This window comes from Corynebacterium sp. 1103A (assembly GCF_055700955.1).
In genome coordinates, this window is the sequence record NZ_JASTTF010000015.1 from 23,859 (window position 1) to 45,906 (window position 22,048).

General features: G+C 67.1%; 22 protein-coding genes. 16 read left to right on the forward strand and 6 right to left on the reverse strand.

What is annotated here, in order from left to right:
- Nucleotides 1–212: 212 nt before the first annotated feature.
- The 3 genes from QQS52_RS10055 to QQS52_RS10065 form a co-directional block, all read right to left on the reverse strand.
- Nucleotides 213–1,220, reverse strand: coding sequence for an HNH endonuclease signature motif containing protein (locus QQS52_RS10055; protein ID WP_472773729.1), 1,008 nt, complete (start codon nucleotides 1,218–1,220; stop codon nucleotides 213–215).
- Nucleotides 1,221–1,424: 204 nt separating this feature from the next.
- A complete protein-coding gene (locus QQS52_RS10060) occupies nucleotides 1,425–2,474 on the reverse strand; it encodes a CNNM domain-containing protein (protein WP_472773730.1) in 1,050 nt (349 codons plus the stop codon).
- Entirely contained in the window at nucleotides 2,474–3,844 is a 1,371-nt protein-coding gene (locus QQS52_RS10065) for a hemolysin family protein (protein ID WP_472773731.1), read from the reverse strand. The genes QQS52_RS10060 and QQS52_RS10065 overlap by 1 nt, the downstream gene beginning before the upstream one ends.
- 164 nt (nucleotides 3,845–4,008) lie before the next feature.
- On the opposite strand from QQS52_RS10065, the gene hemW reads away from it, so the two are divergent.
- From hemW to QQS52_RS10120, 11 genes are all read left to right on the forward strand, one after another.
- Nucleotides 4,009–5,148 (forward strand): radical SAM family heme chaperone HemW, encoded by a 1,140-nt coding sequence (gene hemW, locus QQS52_RS10070; RefSeq protein WP_472773732.1) that lies wholly within the window; start codon nucleotides 4,009–4,011, stop codon nucleotides 5,146–5,148.
- A gap of 10 nt (nucleotides 5,149–5,158) precedes the next feature.
- Nucleotides 5,159–6,190 (forward strand): heat-inducible transcriptional repressor HrcA, encoded by a 1,032-nt coding sequence (gene hrcA, locus QQS52_RS10075; protein WP_472773733.1) that lies wholly within the window; start codon nucleotides 5,159–5,161, stop codon nucleotides 6,188–6,190.
- Between the two features lie 84 nt (nucleotides 6,191–6,274).
- A complete protein-coding gene (dnaJ, locus tag QQS52_RS10080; protein WP_472773734.1) occupies nucleotides 6,275–7,432 on the forward strand; it encodes a molecular chaperone DnaJ in 1,158 nt (385 codons plus the stop codon).
- Complete coding sequence (locus QQS52_RS10085) at nucleotides 7,432–8,166, forward strand: 16S rRNA (uracil(1498)-N(3))-methyltransferase (protein WP_472773735.1); 735 nt, start codon at nucleotides 7,432–7,434, stop codon at nucleotides 8,164–8,166. Before dnaJ ends, QQS52_RS10085 begins: the two co-directional genes overlap by 1 nt.
- 9 nt (nucleotides 8,167–8,175) lie before the next feature.
- On the forward strand, nucleotides 8,176–9,159 hold the full coding sequence (locus QQS52_RS10090) for a PhoH family protein (protein ID WP_472773736.1): 984 nt from the start codon (nucleotides 8,176–8,178) through the stop codon (nucleotides 9,157–9,159).
- Nucleotides 9,160–9,166: 7 nt separating this feature from the next.
- Nucleotides 9,167–9,814 carry an rRNA maturation RNase YbeY gene (gene ybeY, locus QQS52_RS10095; protein ID WP_472773737.1) on the forward strand — a complete coding sequence of 216 codons (648 nt, stop codon included), beginning with the start codon at nucleotides 9,167–9,169 and terminating at the stop codon, nucleotides 9,812–9,814.
- A gap of 11 nt (nucleotides 9,815–9,825) precedes the next feature.
- Nucleotides 9,826–10,674: a pyridoxal kinase PdxY gene (pdxY, locus tag QQS52_RS10100; RefSeq protein WP_472773738.1), complete on the forward strand. Its 849-nt coding sequence runs from the start codon at nucleotides 9,826–9,828 to the stop codon at nucleotides 10,672–10,674.
- A 43-nt stretch (nucleotides 10,675–10,717) separates the two neighbouring features.
- The gene (gene era, locus QQS52_RS10105) at nucleotides 10,718–11,665 is read left to right on the forward strand and encodes a GTPase Era (protein ID WP_472773739.1); all 948 of its coding nucleotides are present in this window, start codon (nucleotides 10,718–10,720) and stop codon (nucleotides 11,663–11,665) included.
- A 3-nt stretch (nucleotides 11,666–11,668) separates the two neighbouring features.
- Nucleotides 11,669–12,406, forward strand: coding sequence for a DNA repair protein RecO (gene recO, locus QQS52_RS10110; protein WP_472773740.1), 738 nt, complete (start codon nucleotides 11,669–11,671; stop codon nucleotides 12,404–12,406).
- Between the two features lie 48 nt (nucleotides 12,407–12,454).
- The gene (locus QQS52_RS10115; RefSeq protein WP_472773741.1) at nucleotides 12,455–13,207 is read left to right on the forward strand and encodes an isoprenyl transferase; all 753 of its coding nucleotides are present in this window, start codon (nucleotides 12,455–12,457) and stop codon (nucleotides 13,205–13,207) included.
- Nucleotides 13,207–14,334 carry a VIT1/CCC1 transporter family protein gene (locus tag QQS52_RS10120; RefSeq protein WP_472773742.1) on the forward strand — a complete coding sequence of 376 codons (1,128 nt, stop codon included), beginning with the start codon at nucleotides 13,207–13,209 and terminating at the stop codon, nucleotides 14,332–14,334. Before QQS52_RS10115 ends, QQS52_RS10120 begins: the two co-directional genes overlap by 1 nt.
- Here the strand turns inward: QQS52_RS10120 and QQS52_RS10125 are convergent.
- On the reverse strand, nucleotides 14,299–14,742 hold the full coding sequence (locus QQS52_RS10125; protein ID WP_472773743.1) for a Fur family transcriptional regulator: 444 nt from the start codon (nucleotides 14,740–14,742) through the stop codon (nucleotides 14,299–14,301). The genes QQS52_RS10120 and QQS52_RS10125 overlap by 36 nt on opposite strands.
- Nucleotides 14,743–14,821: 79 nt before the next feature.
- Nucleotides 14,822–15,130: an ArsR/SmtB family transcription factor gene (locus tag QQS52_RS10130; RefSeq protein ID WP_472773744.1), complete on the reverse strand. Its 309-nt coding sequence runs from the start codon at nucleotides 15,128–15,130 to the stop codon at nucleotides 14,822–14,824.
- A 333-nt stretch (nucleotides 15,131–15,463) separates the two neighbouring features.
- On the opposite strand from QQS52_RS10130, the gene QQS52_RS10135 reads away from it, so the two are divergent.
- The 3 genes from QQS52_RS10135 to QQS52_RS10145 are packed head-to-tail and all read left to right on the forward strand — an operon-like array spanning nucleotide 15,464 to nucleotide 17,908.
- Complete coding sequence (locus tag QQS52_RS10135) at nucleotides 15,464–16,843, forward strand: glycine--tRNA ligase (protein ID WP_070768827.1); 1,380 nt, start codon at nucleotides 15,464–15,466, stop codon at nucleotides 16,841–16,843.
- Between the two features lie 18 nt (nucleotides 16,844–16,861).
- Nucleotides 16,862–17,395, forward strand: coding sequence for a hypothetical protein (locus QQS52_RS10140; RefSeq protein ID WP_472773745.1), 534 nt, complete (start codon nucleotides 16,862–16,864; stop codon nucleotides 17,393–17,395).
- Nucleotides 17,396–17,404: 9 nt separating this feature from the next.
- The gene (locus tag QQS52_RS10145; protein WP_472773746.1) at nucleotides 17,405–17,908 is read left to right on the forward strand and encodes a hypothetical protein; all 504 of its coding nucleotides are present in this window, start codon (nucleotides 17,405–17,407) and stop codon (nucleotides 17,906–17,908) included.
- 41 nt (nucleotides 17,909–17,949) lie between these two features.
- Here the strand turns inward: QQS52_RS10145 and QQS52_RS10150 are convergent, their stop codons facing one another.
- Entirely contained in the window at nucleotides 17,950–19,992 is a 2,043-nt protein-coding gene (locus QQS52_RS10150) for a TPM domain-containing protein (RefSeq protein ID WP_472773747.1), read from the reverse strand.
- 38 nt (nucleotides 19,993–20,030) lie between these two features.
- On the opposite strand from QQS52_RS10150, the gene QQS52_RS10155 reads away from it, so the two are divergent.
- The gene (locus tag QQS52_RS10155) at nucleotides 20,031–20,651 is read left to right on the forward strand and encodes a YdcF family protein (protein ID WP_472773748.1); all 621 of its coding nucleotides are present in this window, start codon (nucleotides 20,031–20,033) and stop codon (nucleotides 20,649–20,651) included.
- Between the two features lie 40 nt (nucleotides 20,652–20,691).
- On the forward strand, nucleotides 20,692–21,999 hold the full coding sequence (locus tag QQS52_RS10160; RefSeq protein WP_472773749.1) for a deoxyguanosinetriphosphate triphosphohydrolase: 1,308 nt from the start codon (nucleotides 20,692–20,694) through the stop codon (nucleotides 21,997–21,999).
- The last annotated feature ends 49 nt before the right edge of the window (nucleotides 22,000–22,048 follow it).

Below are 22,048 nucleotides of genomic sequence, written 5' to 3' on the forward strand. Positions count from 1 at the left end.
TTGGGGCGTGGCGGGGACGCGTTCCTGTGGATAACTCGCCTTCAGGCACGCCGAGTAGGCGCTACGGATGTGGTCCGTGGCGCCTTTTCTTGTGCCTTTGCTTGTTGGCCGGCAGTCGTGGGGTTTGGTTGACTTTGTTGTTTCTTTTCCCTCGGCTGACCGCCGTGTCAGCCGTCAGCCGTCAGCCCCGCGGTTTTGTTCTCGCGGCTGGCCTAGGGCCTGTTGCTCCAGGGTGGGTCCCAGGTGACTGTGCCGTGTCTTCGGTTGATCCTGCCGTGTCTGGGGTAGGTCGGGTCGTCGTCGTTCCAGGAGTTGTGGAACTCGCACAACAGGGTGAGGTTTTCTTGGTTGGTTTCACCGCCGTCTGCCCAGGGGTGGATGTGGTGGACTTGGCACTCGTCGGCTGGTTTGCGGCAGTTCGGCCAGGCGCACCGGGTGGTTTCGGCTTTGGCCATGTCTTTTTGCTTGGGCGAGGCGTGCCGTTGGTAGCGGTATTGGTTGACCGGCCCGCGCCTCGGGTCCACCAGGGTGGCTAGGCCCGCGTCGAGTAGGCATTGGCGGATGTAGTCGGCTCCGGTCATGGTGGTGCCGTTGCTGAGCTGCAGGGTGATCTCGTCGCCGTCGCCGGTAAGGATGCGTACCCAGTCGGGTAGGGAGATGACCACGTGGGTGGTTTTGGGTTGTTTTTCGAGGCCGCCACTAAAGAGGGCTTCGACGTCGGGGATGGTTTTAATTGATGCCCAGAGGTTTTCTATCAGCTGCGGGTCCCCGGTAATGGAGAAGGTGTTGGGTCCGTTTTTGCGGCGGGTGACTCGTATTCCTTCGGTGGGTGGGGCGGGGCGGTTGAGCTGGAGTACTTTTTGGTTGGCTAGGCGGCGCAGTTGTGTGGTGGTGCCGGGGGTGTTGCACAATTCGATGAGCATGGCCCAGGCGTCGGCCTGGTTGCGTACTCGGCGGAAGGCGTTGTCCAACACTAAGAGGGTGTCGAGGTGGTGTCCGGATTCGGCGGCGGCCTTCCTCGCGGCGGCTTGCTTTTTCGTAAAGGATGTCGTCCCGAAGAAGGTGTGGCAGGCACGACAGTGCGCGGCGGCGGCAACATCGGACATGACCGCCTTCAAAGCGGGCAGGCTGAGCTGGCGGCACAGGTCCAGGTAGCTGATCCCGTCCGCGAAGATGGCGTGCGCTGATTTCACAGTGTCCAAGGCTGTCGTTGCTGTCATGCCTCACACGCTAGAAGCGGCTGACAACCCCCACAAGGGCCGAAATACGGATCTGTGGATAACCCGGGGCAAAGTAACCATCCTGCACGGGCCCCGAACGAGGCGAAAACGCCCGTTTTTGCGGCGCCACCTGCGAAAAAGATCCGCAGCATAGGAATGTGCCCAGGCTGCGGGAAGGCGGGTAGAACTGTTACTTAGTTTCGGTTACTTCGTCTCGGTGACCTGGTCGAGCTTCTCGGCAATCTGCGGCCACAGCTGACCCATGATGTCGTCCCAGGTCAGTACCCTCATCGCGTTGTCCTTGTCGGCCCGGCCGACCACCACGAGCTGCTCGTTGCGGGCGCGCATGTGGTCCAGCGTGTGCTGCACGGTCGTGCCGCCGGCGACGGTCAAGCACGGGCGCGAGAACTCCAGCACCGGGGTCTCCGGATCGGCGAGTAGGGTGTCGCGGACGTGGACCAGCCGCGGCACGCGGGAGGACTTGCCGAAGACGAGCACGCGCATGATGTCCTTGCGTAGCACCAGGTCCTGCAGCTCGCGCACGGTGGTGTCGCTGGGCATGGGGACCACGGCGGAGCCGTGCTCGCGGGCGAGCTCAGCGACCGTCGAGGACTCGAGCTCGATGACGCCGGTGATCTGGGAGGCGGATTCGTCGTCCATGGCGCCGGTCTCGCGGGAGTGCTCGACCAGGCTGCGCAGCGTCTCGACGTTGTAGCCGGCGGCCGCCGCGCGGTCGACGGGCTCCTCGCCGGCTAGGTGCACCAGCTGGTTGGCCATCCGGTTGATCCAGTCCAGCAGCGGGCGGAAAACCCAGATGAAGGCGCGGGCGGGGATGGCGATTAGCCGCAAAGCGGTCTCCGGGTGGGTAATCGCCCAGGACTTCGGGGCCATCTCGCCGATGACCAGGTGTAGGAACGTCGCCAGGAACAGCGCGACGATAAACGCCGCGATGTCGGCCATGCGCGCGGGCATGCTCAGCGCCTCGAAGACGGGCATCAGTAGGTGGTGGAACCACGGCTTGGTGACCGCGCCCAGGATGAAGGTGGCGGCGGTGATGCCGAGCTGGGAGCCGGCGAGCATCATCGTTAACTCGTTGAGGCTGCGCAGGCCGGCCCGGGCGCTGCGGGAGTCTTCGGCCATCTCCTCGAGCCGGTTGCGGCGCGCGCCCAGCAGGGAGAACTCGATGACCACGAAGAACGCGGAGGCGACGATAATGACGATCGTCACCAGTAGGTTAAAAAACCAGTTGTCCATTACTTCTCCTCCTCCCGGTACTCCTCGATTAGCTCCAGCGCGAGGCTCGAGGGCACGTGCCGGTCGATCTCTTCGACGCGCACCTTGAGGTGGCGCAGTGGGGCATCGTCGGCGTCTACCCAGTCCTCGGGCTCGGCCTCCAAGTCGATGGTGTGGACTTCGCCGGCCTCGACCAGCGCGCCGGTCTGGGACATCAGCAGCCCGGAGATGGTCTCGTAGTCGCCCTCGGGCAGGTCGTGGCCGATGGCGCGCGAGACTTCGTCCAGCGGCGTGTCGCCGTCGACAATCCAGTGGTTGTCGCCCTGCTCGGTGATTTCCTCGGTCTCTTCGATGTCGTGCTCGTCGGTGACATCACCCAGGATTTCCTCGGCCAGGTCCTCGAGCGTAACGATGCCGACAAACCCGCCGTACTCATCAATCACGCACGCCAGCTTCTGGTCCTGGCCGCGCAACTCGGAGACCAGATCCGGCAGCGGCATCATTTCCGGGACCACGGCGGGCTCGCGCATGACGCGGGTGACCGGGGCATCGGCGGCCAGTTCGGTGCCCAGGACGTCCGTGAGGTGAACGACGCCGATGGGGTTGTGCTCCTCGTCGACGACGGGGTAGCGGGTGTGGTTGGCAGCCATGAGCGCGCGGACCTCGCCGAGGGTGGTCTCGGGGTCGACGGCGTCGGCGCGGGAACGCGGGATCATCGCGTGCTCGACGTCGTGCTCGGGGAAATCCAGCAGGCGGTCGAGCACCATGTAGGTGTCCTGGTCCAGGTCGCCGGCCTCGTGGGAGGCGTCCACGATGGACTCGAAGTCGTCGGTGGTGGCCGACGAATCCACGTCGTCGACCGGCTCCACGCGGAACAGGCGCAGGATGGCGTTGGAGGAATACTCGAAGAAGTGGATAATCCAGCCGAAGATGCGCAGGTACCACTGCGTGGAGGCGGCCAGGAAGCGGGCCGACTTCATCGGCGCGGCAATGGCGTAGTTTTTAGGGAACAGCTCTGCGAAGAGCATGCTGGCGATAGTCGACAGCGCCAGCGCCAGCACGGTGCCGACGGTGACCGAGACCGACCGCGGCACGCCGACGCCGCCGAGTAACACGCCCAGGGCCTCGCCGACGAGAGGCTCGGCGACATAGCCGATGAGCAGGCCGGAGATCGTGATACCCAGCTGCGCGCCCGAGAGCATGAAAGAGGTGCGATCTGTGATGTGCAAGGCCCGTTGGGCGGTTTTATCCCCGTGGGCGGCCGCGGTGCGAAGCTGCGTGCGGTCGACCGACATGAACGCGAATTCCTGCGCTACGAAATACGCGTTGGCCACAATGATGAGAGCAATGACCACGATGCCCGCTAAGAGCATCAAAGCTGCGGACCACATGGTTTAGACCCCACCGCCTAGATGCAGGTAGCGGGGACATCGACTGGGAGGCTTCACTAAAGTAGCCTTTCTTTCCTTGGGGACGGGGATTTTTACCTTCTTAGACTACATGTATAACCGCCCTGACCCCCAAGTTTGTTCCCGCTTTCGCTAGGCTGATACCCATGCAGGATTCCTTTGGGCTCTACATCCACGTCCCGTTTTGCGCCACACGCTGCGGGTATTGCGATTTCAACACCTATACGCCCGGGGAGTTGGGCGCGCCGAATTCGCAGGCCAGCTACCTCGACGCCCTGGACCAGGAACTCGAGCTGGCAGCGGCGAAGGTCCAGCGCCCGGCGGAGACGGCCTTTATCGGCGGCGGCACCCCGTCGCTGCTGGGTGCCGACGGCCTGGCCCGCGTGCTGGACCGCGTGCGCGGGACCTTCGGCCTGACCAAAGGCGCAGAGGTCACCACGGAATCCAACCCGGAGTCAACGGACCCGGCGTTTTTCGCCGGACTGCGCGAGGCGGGGTTCACGCGGGTGAGCCTGGGGATGCAGTCGGCATCGTCGGCCGTGCTGGGGGTCCTGGAGCGCGCCCACACGCCGGGCCGGGCTTTCGAGGCGGCCGTCGAGGCCCTAGCCGCCGGCTTCGAGCACGTGAACCTGGACATGATCTACGGCACCCCGGGCGAGACCGACGACGACGTGCGTGCCACCTTGGACCGCGTGTTGGCCACGGGCGTGGACCACGTCAGCGCCTATTCACTCATCGTGGAGGACGGCACCCGCATGGCCCGCAAGGTCGCCAAGGGCCAGCTGCCCGCCCCCGATGAGGACGTGTTGGCCCGGCGCTACCAGCTCATCGCCGGCGCCCTGGAGGAGGCGGGCTACGGCTGGTACGAGGTCTCCAACTGGGCGAAGCCGGGCGGGGCTTGCCGGCACAACCTCGTCTACTGGCGCGACGGCGACTGGTGGGGCGCTGGGCCTGGCGCCCACTCCCACCTGGGTAATACCCGCTTTTTCAACGTCAAGCACCCGGCCCGCTACTCCCGCCTGCTTGCCGATGCCGCCCTGCCCATCGCCGGTGAAGAAACTCTCACCGACGCCGACCGGCACACCGAGGCCATCATGCTGGGCTTGCGGTTGAGCGAGGGTATCCCGCGCGACTGGGTGTCGCAGGCTGCCGACGAGGTGGTGGGGCGGCATCGGCAGCGCGGGCTGCTGGAGGAAGCCGACGGGCGGTTAAAGGTCACGGACGCTGGCCGCCTGCTGGTGGACGGGATTATCACCGATATCTTGGTGGCCGAAGACCGCGGGTAGTCTTAAAGGCATGTCTAGCACTACTGATGCGCGCCGCAAAGAAGTCCTGCGTGCCATCGTCGCGGACTATATTGCCAGCCAGGAACCGGTGGGCTCGAAGACCCTGCTGGAGCGCTACCAGCTGGGGGTATCATCGGCGACCATCCGCAACGACATGGCGGCGCTGGAATCCGAAGGCCTTATCACCCAACCCCACGCCAGCTCCGGGCGCGTGCCCACGCAGAAGGGCTACCGCCTCTTCGTGGACGCCATCCACGACTTAAAACCCTTGAGCGCATCGGAGCGCCGGGCCATGCTTAATTTTCTGGAAGGCGGGGTGGACCTGGAGGACGTGCTCTCGCGTTCGGTGCAGCTTTTGGCTCAGGTCACCAAGCAGGCCGCGGTGGTGCAGATGCCGAACCTGCAGTCCTCGCGCGTCAAGCACTGCGAGGTCGTGGCCTTAAGCCCCGTCCGCCTGCTGCTGGTGCTGATTACGGATACCGGCCGGGTGGAACAGCGCAACGTGGCGCTGGACGCGGTCATCGACCCGGACCAGACGCACCGGCTGCGCGAGCTGCTCAACAACGCCCTGGCGGACAAGACCATCACGGAGGCCTCCCAGTCCCTGGCCGACCTGGTCGACGTCGCCCCGGTGGATATGCGCGGGCACGTGCTTAACAGCGCAACGACGCTGATCGAGACTCTGGTCAACCAGCCGGCCGACCGCTTGCTGCTGGCCGGCACCTCCAACCTGACCCGCCTGGCCCGGGACTTCCCCGAAGGCCTGCCGGGTATTATCGATGCCCTCGAGGAGCAGGTCGTCTTCCTCAAGCTGCTGGCGCGCGTGCCGGATATGGGCAACGTCTCCGTGGTCATCGGGGACGAGCACGAGGCGGACGCCCTGCGCACATCGTCGGTGGTGACCACCGCCTACGGCACGGACGGCGAGACGCTGGGCGGCCTCGGCGTGGTGGGGCCGACGTTTATGGATTACTCGGGAACAATCGCTAAGGTTTCTGCTGTTGCACGCTATGTCAGCGAAATTCTGGCCGGGGAGAAATAGCCGCTGCAGCAGCTAGTAGGCTGGAAGGCCGCTACAGATTTTTAAACACCCCTATCGACTAAGCAAGTAAGGACGCAATTTACCGTGGCTCGTGACTATTACGGCATTCTGGGCGTGGACAAGTCCGCGTCCGACTCGGAGATTAAGAAGGCCTACCGCAAGCTCGCGCGCAAGTACCATCCGGATGTGAACCCGGGCGACGACGAGGCGGCAGAGAAGTTCCGCGAGGCCTCCCTGGCCCAAGAGGTTCTGCTGGACCCGCAGAAGCGCCAGATCGTGGACATGGGCGGAGATCCCATGGAGCAGCGCGGCGGCGGGGCCGGTGCCGGCGCGGGCGGATTCAGCGGCTTCGGGGGCGGCGGCCTGGGCGATATCTTCGCCGAGTTCTTCGGTGGGGCGGCCGGCAGCTCCCGCGGTCCGCGCTCGCGCGTTCAGCCGGGCAACGACGCCTTGCTGCGCACCAGCATCACCCTCGAGGAGGCCTTTACCGGCCTGCAGAAGCAGGTCACCGTGGACACCGCCGTGCTCTGCGACAAGTGCGAGGGCTCCGGCTCGGAGTCCAAGGCCAAGCCGGTGACCTGCCCGATCTGCTCCGGTGCCGGCGAAATCCAGGAGACCCAGCGCAGCTTCCTGGGCAACGTTCTTACCTCGCGCCCTTGCCCGCAGTGCCAGGGCTACGGCGAAATCATCGAGGACCCCTGCAACCACTGCGGCGGCGACGGCCGCGTGAAGAAGCGCCGGGACCTGAAGGTCAATATCCCGGCGGGCATTGGCAACGGCATGCGCATCCGCATGGCCTCCCAGGGTGAGGTCGGCCACGGCGGCGGCCCGGCCGGTGACCTCTACGTGGAGGTTGCTACCCGCCCGCACAAGGTCTTCGAGCGCGACGCCGACGACCTGCACGTGACCCTGCGCGTGCCCATGGTGGATGCCGCCCTGGGCACCCAGGTTAAGCTGCCGCACTTAAGCGGCGAGGAGGTCACCGTGGGCGTGGCCGCCGGCACGCAGCCGGGCGAGGCCATCGAGATCCCGGGCCAGGGCATGACCCGCCTGCGCACCGAGGGCGCGGGCAACCTGTACGCCCACGTGGACGTGGTGGTCCCGCGCAACCTGGACAAGAAGACCCGCGAGGCGCTGGAGAAGATCCGCGACCGCCAGAACGACTCCGCCACTGTCAAGGAGGAGGGCGACGGCCAGGACGAGTCGCTGTTTTCCCGCCTGCGGGGCCGCTTCCGCCGCTAATGTCGCTGCCCGTATTCATCCACCCGGACCTTCGCGGCGCCGCGCCCGGCCAGAGCGTCCACCTGGACGGCGCGGAGGGACGCCACGCCGTGACGGTCAAGCGGCTCAAACCCGCCGAGCAGCTGGAGCTTATCGACGGCACCGGCCGCGTGGTCACCGCGGAGGTCACCGCCACCGCCGGAAAGGACCAGCTGGACGCCGCCGTCACCGCGGTGCGCGAGGAACCGGCCCCGGAGCCGAAGGTGGTCGTCGTGCAGGCCATCCCGAAATCGGAGCGCGCCGAACTCGCCGTGGACTTGGCCACCCAGGCCGGCGCGGACGAGATCATCGCCTGGCAGGCCGACCGCTGCGTGGCCAAGTGGGAGGGCAAGAAGATCCCGAAGGCGCTGGCCAAGTGGGAGGCCGCGGCCCAGGCGGCGGCCAAGCAGTCCCGCCGGGCGCGCATCCCGCAGGTGCGCGGCCCGGTCAGCACCGGCGAGCTGACCCAGCTGCTGGCCCAGGCCGACCACGCCCTAGTCCTGCACGAGGAGGCCACCCGCAGCATCCGCGAGGCCCAGCTTTCCGGCACGGTCTATCTGCTGGTGGGCCCGGAAGGTGGCATCGGCAGCGCGGAGCTGGAACGCCTGACCCAGGCCGGGGCGCAACCTATCAAGTTGGGGCCGCAGGTGCTGCGGACGGCATCGGCGGCCATGGTGGCCCTAGCGGCTATCGGGGCGTTAACCGAGCGCTGGTAGCCTATGGGCGTGGCTATTGATACCCAAAAGATTGAGCTCGACCCAGTCTACGTCAACGCCGTGCTGGGCACGGCGGATGCTACGCTGCGCGTGCTCAACGACCAGCTGGATGCCGACCTCTTCGCACGCGGCACCACGGTGGCCGTCACGGGCCCCGACTTCGAGATCGCCCGGGCGGTCAAGGTCTTCGACGAGCTGGAGGCCATCGCCCGCCGCGGGCACGCCATCTCCCCGGAGACGGTCAAGCACACCGTGGCCATGATCGAGACGGAAGCGCCGCTGTCGGTCAGCCAGGCGCTGGCCGCGGATATTATCTCGCGGCGCGGCAAGACCATCCGGCCGAAGACGGTGGGGCAGATCCGGTACGTTGAGGCGATTGATGATCACACGGTGGTCTTCGGCATCGGCCCGGCCGGCTCCGGCAAGACCTACCTGGCCGTGGCCAAGGCCGTCCAGGCGCTGCAGAACAAGCAGGTCCAGCGCATCATCCTGACCCGCCCGGCCGTCGAGGCGGGAGAGAAGTTGGGCTTTTTGCCCGGCACCTTAAACGACAAGATCGACCCCTACCTGCGCCCGCTCTACGACGCGCTGCGGGACATGCTCGACCCGGAGATGATCCCGAAGCTGATGGACGCCGGCATCATCGAGGTCGCCCCGCTGGCCTATATGCGCGGTCGCACGCTCAACGATGCCTTCGTCATCCTCGACGAGGCCCAAAACACCACGCCCGAGCAGATGAAGATGTTCCTGACCCGCCTGGGCTTTGGCTCGACCATCGTGGTCACCGGCGACGTCTCCCAGGTGGATCTGCCGCGCGGGCAGGTCTCCGGGCTGAAGACCGTGCGCCGCATCCTGGACGGGGTGGACGATATTTATTTCGCGGATCTCGGTTCCCACGACGTGGTGCGACACGCGCTGGTCGGGCGGATCGTCAATGCTTACGATGCCTACGATGCCGCCACCGAGCGCGGCCGCCAGAAGCAGGAGGGCTAGAAAAACCATGGCCATTGAATTTGTCAACGAGTCCGGCTACGCCGGCGTGAACGAGGAAATGCTGGGCGACGTCGCCAGCTTCGCCCTGGCGCAGATGGACGTCAGCCCGGAGGCCGAGGCGACCATCTCCGCGGTCGACCTGGCCACAATCGAGGACATGCACGTGCGCTGGATGGACCTGGCCGGGCCCACGGACGTGATGAGCTTCCCGATGGACGAGGTCACCCCGGGCTCGAGCACTGGCACCCTGCGCCCGGATGCGCCGGCGGCCGCCGACGGATTCGGCCCGGCGATGCTGGGCGATATCGTCCTGTGTCCCGAATTCGCCGAGCGCCAGGCCCAGGCCGCCGGCCACTCGCTGGGCCACGAGCTGGCGCTTTTGACCGTGCACGGGGTGTTGCACCTGCTGGGCTACGACCACGCCACCCCCGCGCAGGAAAAGGAGATGTTCGGCCTGCAGAACGAGTTGCTGGCCAACTGGTACGACGACCTGTCCGCGCGCGGGGTGAGCTACCAGCCCAAGCCGACGGGCCCGCGGGCGTTCCCCTCCGCGGCCGACCGCGCGGACCTGGACCGCCAGGTGCCCGGCGGTGGCATCCCGCCGGTGGGGGAGCCGGTGGCCAAACCGGACAACAGTGACGTGGACGCCGACTAGACTTATCTGCCATGAGTATCCTTTCCATGCAGTCCCACGTAGCCTACGGACACGTGGGAAACTCCGCTGCCGTCTTTCCCCTCCAACGCGCCGGCCACGAGGTCTGGCCCGTGCACACCGTTAATTTCTCGAACCACACCGGCTACGGTGACTGGGGCGGGCCGCAGCTGCCGGCCGCGCAGGTCACCGAGATCATCGACGGCATCGAGCGCCGCGGCGCCTTCCCGGATGTCGCGGCGGTGCTGTCCGGCTACCAGGGTGGCTCCGATATCGCGGAGGTCATCATCGACGCCGTGCGCCGGGTCAAGAAGGCCAACCCGCAGGCGCTGTACGCCTGCGACCCGGTGATGGGCAACGAGAAGTCCGGCTGCTTCGTCTCCGACGAGATCCCGCCGCTGCTGCGCGATAAAATCCTGCCGGTCGCCGACATCATCTTCCCGAATCAGTTCGAGCTAGGCTACCTGACCGGCCAGCCGACCGGCACGCTGGACGAGACCCTGCAGGCGGTCAAGGTGGCCCAGGAGATCGGCCCGCGCGTGGTCCTGGTGACCTCCGTCGAGCGGCCCGAAACCCCGGAGGATAAGGTGGAGATGATCGCCGTGGACGGCGACCGCGCCTTTACGGTGACCACCCCGCGCCTGCCGGTCAAGTACAACGGCTCCGGCGACGTGACCGCCGCCCTGTTCACCGGCCACTACGTGCGCCACCAAGACGCGCACGCCGCGCTGAAGGCCACGGCCTCCCAGGTCTACGATCTGCTGCGCACCACCTACGAGGCGGACTCGCGCGAGCTGGAGCTTATCTCCGCCCAGGACTGCTTTGCCCACCCACAGCTGCAGTTCAGCGTGGACGAACTCTAGGTTTTCCTGCCCCCGCGCGTGACCTTGTAGGATAGTTCCCACGATGACTAATGAAACATTCTTGGCCGGCACGGCCGGCACCCCGGAGGGCTTCCGCTCCGGGTTCGTCAGCTTCGTCGGCCGTCCGAACACCGGCAAGTCCACCCTCACCAACGCGCTGGTGGGGCAGAAGATCGCCATCACCGCGGATCAGCCGGAGACCACGCGTCATCCGATCCGCGGGCTGGTGCACCGCGATAATGCCCAGATCATCGTGGTGGACACCCCCGGCCTGCACCGGCCGCGCACGCTGTTGGGCGAGCGCCTCAACGAGGCCGTCAAGGACACCTACGCCGACGTCGACGTCATCGGCATGACCGTGCCGGCGGACGAAAAGATCGGCCCGGGAGATCGCTGGATCCTGGACAACGTCAAAAAGGTCGCCCCGCGCACCCCGGTGGTCGGGATCGTGACCAAGCTGGACAAGGCCACCAAGGACCAGGTCGGCGCGCAGCTGCTGGCCCTGCACGAGCTGCTTAGCCAGGATGACCCGGATGCGGTGGTCATCCCGGTCTCCGCGCGGGAAAACACGCAGATCGATGAGCTCATCGGTGTGCTGACCGAGGCGCTGCCGGAGGGCCCGAAGTTCTACCCGGACGACCACGTCACCGACGACGACCGGGACACCCGCATCTCGGAGCTCATCCGCGAGGCCGCGCTGTCCGGGCTCAAGGACGAGCTGCCTCACTCGGTGGCCGTGGAGGTCGATGAGATCCTGCCCGATCCGGAGCGCGAGGGCGTGCTCGACGTCCACGCCGTACTTTATGTGGAGCGCCCGGGCCAAAAGCGCATCATCGAGGGCAAAGACGGGCGCCGGATGCGCCGGATCGTGGGCAACGCCCGCAAGGAAATCATCTCCCTGCTGGGCCAGAACATCTACCTGGACCTGCGCATCAAGGTTCTCAGAAACTGGCAGTCCGACCCGAAGTCGCTGGGCCGGCTGGGCTTTTAGACCATGTCGCGGGCGTCGTACCGGGACCGCGCCTGGGTCATCCGCACCTACGATTTCGGCGAGGCCGACCGCGTGGTCGTGCTGCTGACCCGCGAGCACGGGCTGGTCCGGTCCGTGGCCAAGGGGGTGCGCCGGGCCAAGTCCCGGTTCGGGTCCCGGCTGCAGCACTTCGTCAATCTGGACGTGCAGCTCTACCCGGGCCGCAACCTGGCCACCATCTCCCAGGCCGACACCGTGGAGTATTACGGGGCCAAGATCACCTATGATTACGACCGCTACACCGCGGCCTGCGCGGCCCTGGAGTCCGCCGAGCGCCTGGCCGCCACGGACACTGACCCGTACCTGTATGAGGCCCTGCGCGCGACGTTTAGCCTGCTGCAGACCGATGTCGATCCCACCGCCGTGCTGGATTCCTTCCTGCTGCAGGCGATGGCGCACGCCGGCTGGGCGCCCAGCCTCTTCGACTGCGCGCAGTGCGGGGCGCCAGGCCCCCACCACGCCTTCCACCCGGCGGTGGGCGGGGCGGCCTGCCACCAATGCCGCCCGCCCGGGGCGGCGGAGGTGGACCCGGAGACCCTGCACGTGATGTGGCTGCTGGCGCATGACCGGCTGGGGCAGGCGGAGGCACCGATAGCCGCGGTGCCCACGCGTGGGGCCCAGGCCCACCAGCTGACGCGAGCGCACCTGCAGTGGCATATCGAGCACAAGGTCACGGCGCTGTCGGTGATGGATCAGAGCTAACCGCACCGCTTGCGGCAGGGCGGTGTACAGACAGTAGAATGGGTGGCTGTGATTACTCCCGATCCGAACAGAGTGCTGCACCCGCCGCAGATCCCTGCCGAATTTATGCCGAAGCACATCGCGCTCGTCATGGACGGCAACGGCCGCTGGGCGCAGGAGCGTGGCATGGCGCGTACCGAGGGGCACAAGCGCGGCGAGGCAGTGCTGCTCGACGCCGTCGACGCCTGCCTGGCCATGGGCGTGGACTACCTGTCGGCCTACGCCTTCTCCACGGAGAACTGGCGGCGCAGCCCCGAAGAGGTGCGCTTTTTGATGGGCTTTAACCGCGACGTCCTGCGGCGCCAGCGCGGCTGGCTGCACGAGAAGGGCGTGCGCGTGGTCTGGGCCGGGCGGCGCCCGCGCCTGTGGCGCAGCGTGGTGCGTGAGCTGGAGGCAGCCGAGGAGCTTACCTGCGACAACACGCGGATGACCCTGGTGATGTGCGTGAACTACGGCGGCCGGGCCGAGCTGGTCGACGGCATGCGGGTCATCGCGGACAAGGTCGTGCGCGGGGAGATGCGCCCGCGCGAGATTAATGAAAAGACCATCGCCCAGCACCTCTACGACCCGAACATGCCGGACGTGGACCTTTTCCTGCGTCCGTCGGGGGAGAAGCGGACCTCAAACTTCCTGCTGTGGGAGTCGGCCTACGCGGAGATGATCTACCAGGACAAGCTCTTCCCGGACTTCACGCCGGAGGACATGTTCGCCGCCGTGGAGGAGTACGCGCGCCGCGACCGTCGCTTCGGGGGGACGAAGTAGTGGCTGTTCCGAGCGAGCCGACCAAGCAGCAGATCAACCGCTGGCGGCGCTACCTGGCCAACGAGCGCGCCGAGGCGGCGGTCTACCGCGAGCTGGCGCGTAAGAAGGTCGGCGAGGAGCGCTCCATCCTGCTGCAGCTGGCGGAGTCGGAGTCCCGGCACGAGCAGTACTGGCGGGACAAGTTAGGGGATGCCGTCGGTTTCCCGCGCAAGCCGGACCTGGGCACGCGGGCGCTGGGTTTTATGGCGCAGCACTTCGGATCCGTGTTCACGCTGGCGCTGATGCAGACGGCGGAAACGCGTACCCCCTATACGGACGATATCGACGCCAGCGACCAGATGGCCGCGGACGAGCACGTCCACGCCGAGGTCGTGCGCGGGCTGGCCACGCGCGGGCGTGAGAAGATGTCGGGCAATTTCCGCGCCGCCGTCTTCGGCGCCAACGATGGGCTGGTCTCCAACCTGGCGCTGGTCATTGGAGTGATGGGCTCGGGCGCCGCATCGACGGCGGTGCTGCTGACGGGCATTTCCGGCCTACTGGCCGGCGCGCTGTCCATGGCGGCGGGCGAATACGTCTCGGTGAAGTCCCAAAGCGAGCTGCTGGAGGCCTCCCGCCCGGCGCCGGACGCCCACACGCTGGTGCCGGACCTGGACGTCAACGCCAACGAACTCGCGCTCATCTACCGGGCCCGCGGCATGGGCGCGGAGGCCGCGGAGACCAAGGCCCAGGAGGTCTTCGACAAGATGCAGGCCCGCCAGCGCGCCGCGCACCCCTCGGCGGGGCTGGGCGCGATGGGCCTGCCGGCTGCGGACGCCGCGGGTGAGACCGACGGCGGGGCGCCGGGGGGCATCGGCCAGGCGTGGTCGGCGGCGCTGTCGAGCTTCTGTTTCTTCTCCACCGGCGCGTTTATCCCGATCATCCCGTTCCTCTTCGGGGCCTCGACCACCGTGGGCGCGGTGATCGCGCTGATGCTGGTGGCCACCGCCCTGATGTTTACCGGCGGCGTCGTGGGGGTAATCTCCGGCAAGCCGCCGCTGAAGCAGGCGCTGCGCCAGCTTGTAATCGGGCTGGGCGCGGCCGGGATTACCTACCTACTCGGCGTCGGCTTCGCTGCCCTTATTGGCTAGGCGGCACTGGCTGCAGGTGCCGAAGATTTCGGCGTCGTGGCCGGTCAGCTCGAAGTCGTAGTCCTTGGCGATACGCGCCGCCCAGTCCTCGATGGGGCCGCCGTCGATTTCCTCGGTGCGGCCGCACTTGGTGCAGACCAGGTGGTGGTGGTGCGCGTTGGAGTCGCAGTGGCGGTAGAGGGTCTCGCCGTTGGGCATGTGGAGGGCATCGACGGCATCGATATCGCTGAGGGACTGCAGGGTGCGGTAGACGGTGGTCAGGCCCACCTTTTCCTGGCGCTGCTGGAGCGCGAAGTGGATGTCCTTGGCGGAGGCGAATTTCTCCATGTCCCGCAGGACCTCGATGACGGCGGTGCGCTGACGGGTGTTGCGGGAACCCAGCTTGGGGATACTGCTTTGGATGACCATACCGCTAGTTTACCAGCGTTGATACATCTACAACTATCTCTACGACTAGGCAGAGCGCGCCGTTGGCCCGGCCCGCCGGTTAGCCTTCGGCCTCGAGGGCGGCGCTGAGCGCCGCGGCCTGGCGGTAGATGTCGAGGATTTCCTCGGCAGCGAGCCGGTAGGTGACCTCGCGCCCGGAGCGCTCGGCGCGGACCAGGCCGGCCTGCTTGAGCACGCGCAGGTGCTGGCTGATGAGCGGCTGGGACTTGTCGAGCGCCTTGACCAGCTCGTGGACGTAGTGTTCGCGCTCGCGGAGAAGGAGGAGGATGTGGAGCCTGAGCGGTGAATCGAGCGCGCTGAGAACCCGAACCGCGGGTTCAACGTCGGCGGCGTCCTGCTTTCTACACATGTGCGGGTGTTCTTTCTCCTGCGGGCGCGGGGGTATAGGAAGTTTTTACTCTCGCATTAGACCAATAATGGGCTAATTTCTATAAAATATCGCCATACTGCAACGCCAAGATATACCAAATCTATATTGGTTAGTGTAGTCACAATGATATACTGGCCGTCCAGCAGGCAGCCGGAAAAGTAAATGGAGTACCCCCGTCCACATTTTGGATTGGGTGGTCGCAGAGTGCCCCCGCTGCGAGCTGGGCTGGTGGACACGCTAGACTGTGGTTGACCTATATCCCCTGCAACCGGCCGGGGATTGAAATCCCGACTAGAGGAGTCAGAAACACTCATGGCATCCGTCATTGATACCGTAGTTAACCTGTGTAAACGACGTGGTTTGGTCTACCAGGCGGGTGAAATCTATGGCGGTTCCCGCTCGGCGTGGGACTACGGCCCGCTGGGTGTGGAGCTCAAGGAAAACATCAAGCGCCAATGGTGGCGCCACATGGTCCAGTCCCGCGACGACGTCGTGGGCATTGACTCCTCCATCATCCTGCCGCGTCAGACCTGGGTGTCTTCCGGCCACGTCGAGGTCTTCACGGACCCGCTGGTGGAGTCCCTCTACACCCACAAGCGCTACCGCGCGGACCACCTGCTGGAGGCCTACGAGGAAAAGCACGGCCACGCCCCGGAAAACGGCCTGGCCGATATCAACGACCCGGAGACCGGCCAGCCCGGCAACTGGACCGAGCCGAAGGCCTTCTCCGGCCTGCTGAAGACCTACCTGGGCCCGGTCGATGACGAGGAGGGCCTGCACTACCTGCGCCCGGAGACCGCCCAGGGCATCTTCGTCAACTTCAAGAACGTGCTGACCTCGGCGCGTATGAAGCCGCCGTTCGGTATCGCCAACATCGGCAAGTCCTTCCGCAACGAGATCACGCCGGGCAACTTCATCTTCCGCACCCGCGAGTTCGAGCAGATGGAGATGGAGTTCTTCGTCAAGCCGGGCGAGGACGAGCAGTGGCATCAGTACTGGATCGATGACCGCTACAACTGGTACGTAGACCTGGGCATTAACCCGGAGAACCTGCGCCTGTACGAGCACCCGAAGGAGAAGCTGTCCCACTACTCCAAGCGCACGGTGGACGTGGAATACGCCTTCGGCTTCACCGGCTCCAAGTGGGGCGAGCTCGAGGGCGTGGCCAACCGTACGGACTACGACCTGCGCGTACACGCGGAAGGCTCCGGCGAGGACCTGTCCTACTACGACCAGCAGGCCGACGAGCGCTGGATCCCGTACGTCATCGAACCGGCCGCCGGCCTGGGCCGCTCCATGATGGCCTTCCTGGTGGACGCCTACCACGAGGAGGAGGCCCCGAACGCGAAGGGCGGCACCGACAAGCGCGTCGTGCTGCGCCTTGACCGCCGCCTGTCGCCGGTCAAGGTCGCGGTCCTGCCGCTGTCCAAGAAGCCGGAGCTGTCCACCCCGGCCAAGGAGCTGGCGGACAAGCTGCGCGCGCACTGGAACATCGACTACGACGTCTCCGGCGCCATCGGCCGCCGCTACCGCCGCCAGGATGAGATCGGCACGCCGTTCTGCGTGACCTTCGACTTCGACTCCCTGGAGGACGGCGCGGTCACCGTACGCGAGCGCGACACTATGGAGCAGGAGCGCGTCAAAATTGACGAGCTGGAAGCCTACCTGGCCGCTCGCCTCATCGGCTGCTAAGAGGGAGAAGGCGCAACCATGCACTTCACCAGTTGGGACCGCAGTGACAAGGAGCGGCTGGCGTTGCTGGTGGGACGCGGGCCGGAGGAGCTGGCCTCCTTCACCGCCTCCGGCGCGGAGGTCGACGGCCAGCACTGGCGCACCGAAGTCGATGAGCAGCTGGGAGCCTCGGCCACCTCGGACGACGGGCGCACCTACCGCCTGGCCGGCAACCTGAAAAAGGACAAGACCCTACAGGCCTCCCTGGAGGGCCGCACCTTCAGCCTAGTCAACGAATCGGGCAGCAACTGGGTCATCTTCGACGTCAATGACCACAAGGTCGCCCAGTTCAGCGGCGCCAACAACGGCGTGCGCGAGTCGATCCTGGAATTCGACAACGACGAGGATGATTCCGACCCGGACTCCGCGCTGGAGTTGAGCCGCCAGGAGGTGGCGGCGCTGAGCTGGTTTAGCCGCGTCGTCCTGGAGAACCGGTTGTCCCAGCGCTCCGTGGCCATCATCGGCACCTTGGTTTTGCTCTCTGCGGTGGCGGTGCTGGCGGTTCTGATTTAAACTGCATCCGTGAATGACAAGGCGGGTGTATCTAACGGGCACTCCGGCCACCGGGTAGAGGCCCAATTGCGCTGGAGCGGTGGTCGTTTGCTGGATGAGGCAGACGGCGTCATCGCCAGCGCTAACGACGAGGTCCTCACCGTGGCCGGAGACCATCTGTTGCTAGAGAACCTGGGCAGCCAGATGCGCTTCCGTCTGCGCGGAACGTCCTCCCAGGGAACGTTTTTCAACCTCCAGCAGACCACTTTCTCGGTCTCCCGCCTGTCCGCCATTTGCGGGCCCCGCCGCTACATCCTGGAACGCACCCGGCCCTTTAAGCGGGAACGCTGCGTGAAGGTCCTGGGCACGGGGGAGGACGCCCCGGTGACCATTGCGCGCACCAGACCGCAGCTGGGCGGGGACCTTGTGATCACCCGCACCCCGGCCGGCGAGGCCCTCCCGCTGGCGGACCTGGCCTTTTTGACCTGGGGGATTAGCCTGGTGGACCTGCCGGGCCAGACCCGGCGCATCTAGCCCTCCCGCGAGCGGGAGGGACAGGGCGGAAATTAGAAAGGCTAGAAGGCGCCGCCGCGGCCACCGCCGCTGAAGCCGCCGCCCCCACCGAAGCCGCCCCCGCCAAAGCCGCCGCCGAAACCGCCGCGGTTGCCGCCGCCGAGCATCTGGCCGATGACCATGCCGGTGACCACGTTGCCGGCGACGTTGCTGGCCTGCGCGCGGCGCTGGGAGCGGCGGTAGTCGTCGATGTCACTCTTGGCCCGTTGCAGCGCGGCCTGGGCGGCGGCCAGCGCCTGCCGGGCGGAATCGAGGGCGCGCTGGATATCGGACTTCTTGTACTGCAGCGCCTGGGCGTGCAGGCGCTCCGCATCCGCCAGGGCCGTACGCGCGGAGGCGCCGATGAGCCGCCCGCGCGAGGAGATAAGATCCTCGGCGGCCTGGATCTGCGCGGCCGCGGCGTTCAGCTGCTGGTCCAGCAGCGCCAGCTGGCGCGCGTGGGTCGAGGTGACCTCGCGGACACGGTCCAAGGCCTGATCGACCTCGGTGTCGATGGTGGCCAGCTCCGTGTAGCAGCCCAGCGGATCGGCCTCGCCCTCGGTGCGGGCGCGTTCGAGGGAGCGCTGGGCGCGGCCGATCAGCCCGTCTAGGGCGGCCCAGTCGGCGGCGGTGCCCTGGGACTGGCCCTGCTGCTTGAGGCGCTCGGCCTCGGCGAGCTCCTCGTCGACTTCGGCAATCAACGCGCCCAGCTGGGACTTGGCGGTGGCGATATTGGTCTCGGCGTTTTCCACGCCGGTCAGCAGCCGGTTGGCCACCTCGAGGGCGTGCTCGCAGGACCGGATGGCGTCGATAAGCCCGCCCTGCTGGCCCGCCGGCTGGGCGGCAATTCCCCGGGCGCGCTCTAAGTCCTTGTCCGCCTCGTCCAGGCTGACCGCGGCCATCTCGACGTTGTCGGCGATGGACTCGAGCATCTCGGCCGAGTAGTCGGCCTGCAGCGACTCCCAGGTGGCCTGCGCCTGCGGCTGGCGGGCGCGCAGGTCGACCACGCGCTGGGTCAGCTCGTCCAGCTTGCTGTCCGCGGTTGCCAGCAGGTTGCGCATCTCGGCGAATTCTTCCGCCTGCTCGTCTAGGGCCCGGTCCGCTTGCCCGCAGGAGGAGATGATGTCGACCAGCATCTGGCGGCGCTGGGACTCGGATTCCGGGATGGAATCATCCAGGCGCTGGCGGATGTCGAAGGCCTTGCGCAGCGTGGCGGTGGAGTGGTTCATCGCGCGGGTGAACTGGCGGGTGCGCTCCGCCCCGAACTCGGACTGGGCCAGCTGCAGCTCCTCCTTGCCGCGGCGGATGGACTCGTCGGTGGAGACCAGCTCCTCGCGGGCGCGCTCCTCCAGGGTTTCGAGCGGCAGGGCGCCCAGCCGGCGGGTGTCGGCCGGGTCGATGCTGCGGGCATCGGTCAGCGTGGCCTGCGACTGCTTCTTGGTCTTGCGGCGCGAATAGGCCCAGATGCCGCCGCCGGCCGCGGCGAGTGCGGCCCCGCCGCCCAGCAACCAGCCGGTGCCGCCGGCGCCCTCGTCGCCGTGCCCTTTGTTGAGCGCTTCCTCGACGACGGCCTGCGCCGCACCGGGGAAGTCGTCGGCGGCCAGGCGGGTATAGGCGGCGTCGTAGAGCCGGTCGATATCGCTCTGGTTCCACTCGCCGCCCACGTAGACGCCGGCGTCCCGGGCGTCCACGTTGACCACGAAGGCGGCGGTGTTCTGCCCGCGGGAGTTGACCACCTGCTGCGCGTAGTCCTGGGCCTGCAGGCCGGACAGGTCGTTGGAATAGATGATGTAGAGAAGGCGCTGCTGCTCGGTCTGCAGCTCCGAAATCTGCTCGGAAAGCTGGCTCACCTCGGCATCAGAGAGCACGCCGGTCTCGTCCGTGACAGGCTGGCGCACCTGGCTGGGAGCCAGCGCGAGGACCGGCCCGTGCTCGCCTGGCGCCGCCGTTGCCTCCAGGGCGGCCGGGGCGGCGCAGGCCACCAGCGCGGCGGCGGAAATGGCTGACAGCCGCAGTGGCAGCCGGGAGTTTGCGACGGGGTGGGGCAGGTGAACGCGCTTTGTCATGGCCACCAGAATACCGTGTTGCTGGCATACTGGGCACGGTGAAACCAGCCGCAACACAACCTTTCCGCACGCCTGAGGCGCCGGCCTGGATCGCGGTCCTTGGCACCGCGCAATACGACGGGGTGGCCTCCCGTGTGCTCGCTGCGCGCATCGCCACCGCCATCCAGCTCGCCCATAGGCACCCGGCCGCGGCGGTTTGCACCCTGGGCGGCAACCTGCCCGGCGACCGCTTCACCGAGGCCGGTGTGGCGGCCCGGGACATTGTGGCAGGCGGCATCGACAGCGCCCGGGTCACGGCGCTGCCGGAGGGCAACGACACGGCCGGCTCCCTGGCCGCGCTGGCCCGCGAGGTCTCTGCGCGCGGGCTGGGCGCCGGCGTCATCGTCACGGATCCGCTGCACCGCGCGCGGACTGCCGCCCTGGCCCGGCGGGCCGGCCTGCGCGCTAGCACTTGCGGGGCGCGCGACTGCCCGCAGCGCTTCCCGCACCGTTCCTGGTGGCGCGCGGCTGCCCACGAGGGCGGGGGACTGGCCGTCCTCGGCGCGGAAATGACTGTAGGGCCCCGCCGGGCGCGGCAGCTACGAGGGGTGCTGCACGGCATCGAAAACCGCCTGCGGCCCTCGCGCGCCCGCCGCAACCATTTCCTACGCGCCGATTAGCCAACCGACCGCGGCCCGGCCCGGCGTTTAGACTGGCAAGGTGACCTATAGCTACCAACCCGCTGACCGCGAGCGCCGCAGCCCGGAAGGGGCCAAGGGCTCGAGCTTTCCTTCCGGCAGCCCTGCCGATGCCGACCATCGCGGTGCCTTCGCCCGCGACCGCGCCCGCGTGCTGCACTCGGCCGCGCTGCGCCGCCTGGCCGACAAGACCCAGGTGGTCGGCCCCCACGACGGGGACACTCCGCGCACACGGCTGACCCACTCGCTGGAGGTCGCCCAGATCGCCCGCGGCATCGGCTCCGGCCTGGGGCTGGATCTGGACCTGTGCGACATGGCCGGCCTGACCCACGACATCGGCCACCCGCCCTACGGGCACAACGGCGAGAACGCGCTCAACGAGGTCGCCGCGGACTGCGGCGGCTTCGAGGGCAACGCGCAGACCCTGCGCATCCTGAGCTTCCTGGAGCCGAAGATCCTCGGGATCGGCGCGGAAAGCGAGACCTCCTACGGGCTCAACTTGACGCGCGCGGCCCTGGACGCGGCGTGTAAGTACCCGCGCACCAAGACCAACCCGGACGGCACGACCAACCGCAAATACGGCTGTTACGACGAGGACGCGGCCACGCTCGAGTGGCTGCGCGACGGGCACGCCGACGATCTGCCCTCCATGGAGGCCCAGGCCATGGACTTCTCAGACGACATCGCCTATTCCGTCCACGACGTCGAGGACGGGGTGGTCTCCGGCCGCATCTCTCTGCAGGTGCTTTGGGACCTGGTGGAGTTGGCCGCCCTGGCTGACAAAGGCGCGGGCGCCTTCGGCGGCACGGCCGAGGAGCTGCTGGCTGCTGCCGATTCCCTGCGCCGCCTGCCGGTGGTCAACCGCGCCGCGGACTTCAACCACACCCTGGACGACTACGTCGCGCTCAAGCAGTTGACCTCGGAGCTGGTGGGCCGCTACGTCGGCGCGACGGTGGAGGCCACGCGGGCGGCCAACGCGGACCTTTTGGCCAGCAACCAGCTGGGCCGCCAGCACGGCCGCCTGGTGGTCCCGCCGCTAGCGGATGCGGAGGTGCGGCTGCTGAAAACCATCGCGGTCCTCTACGTCATGGACGAGCCGACCCACCTGGCCCGCCAGGATAGGCAGCGCGAGCGCATCTACCGCGTCTTCGACTACCTGACCGCCGGCGCGCCGGGGGCGCTGGACCCGATGTTCAGGCTCTGGTACGACCAGGCGGAGACCCCGGCGCAGCGCTGCCGCGTCATCGTGGATCAGATCGCGTCAATGACCGAGTCCCGCCTGGAGCGGCTGGCCCGCCAGTCCGCGGACCTGGCCGGCTTCTACGACTAGTCACGACTAGCCACGACCAAGTGCGACCAAGGAACAACCAGGTAGAACT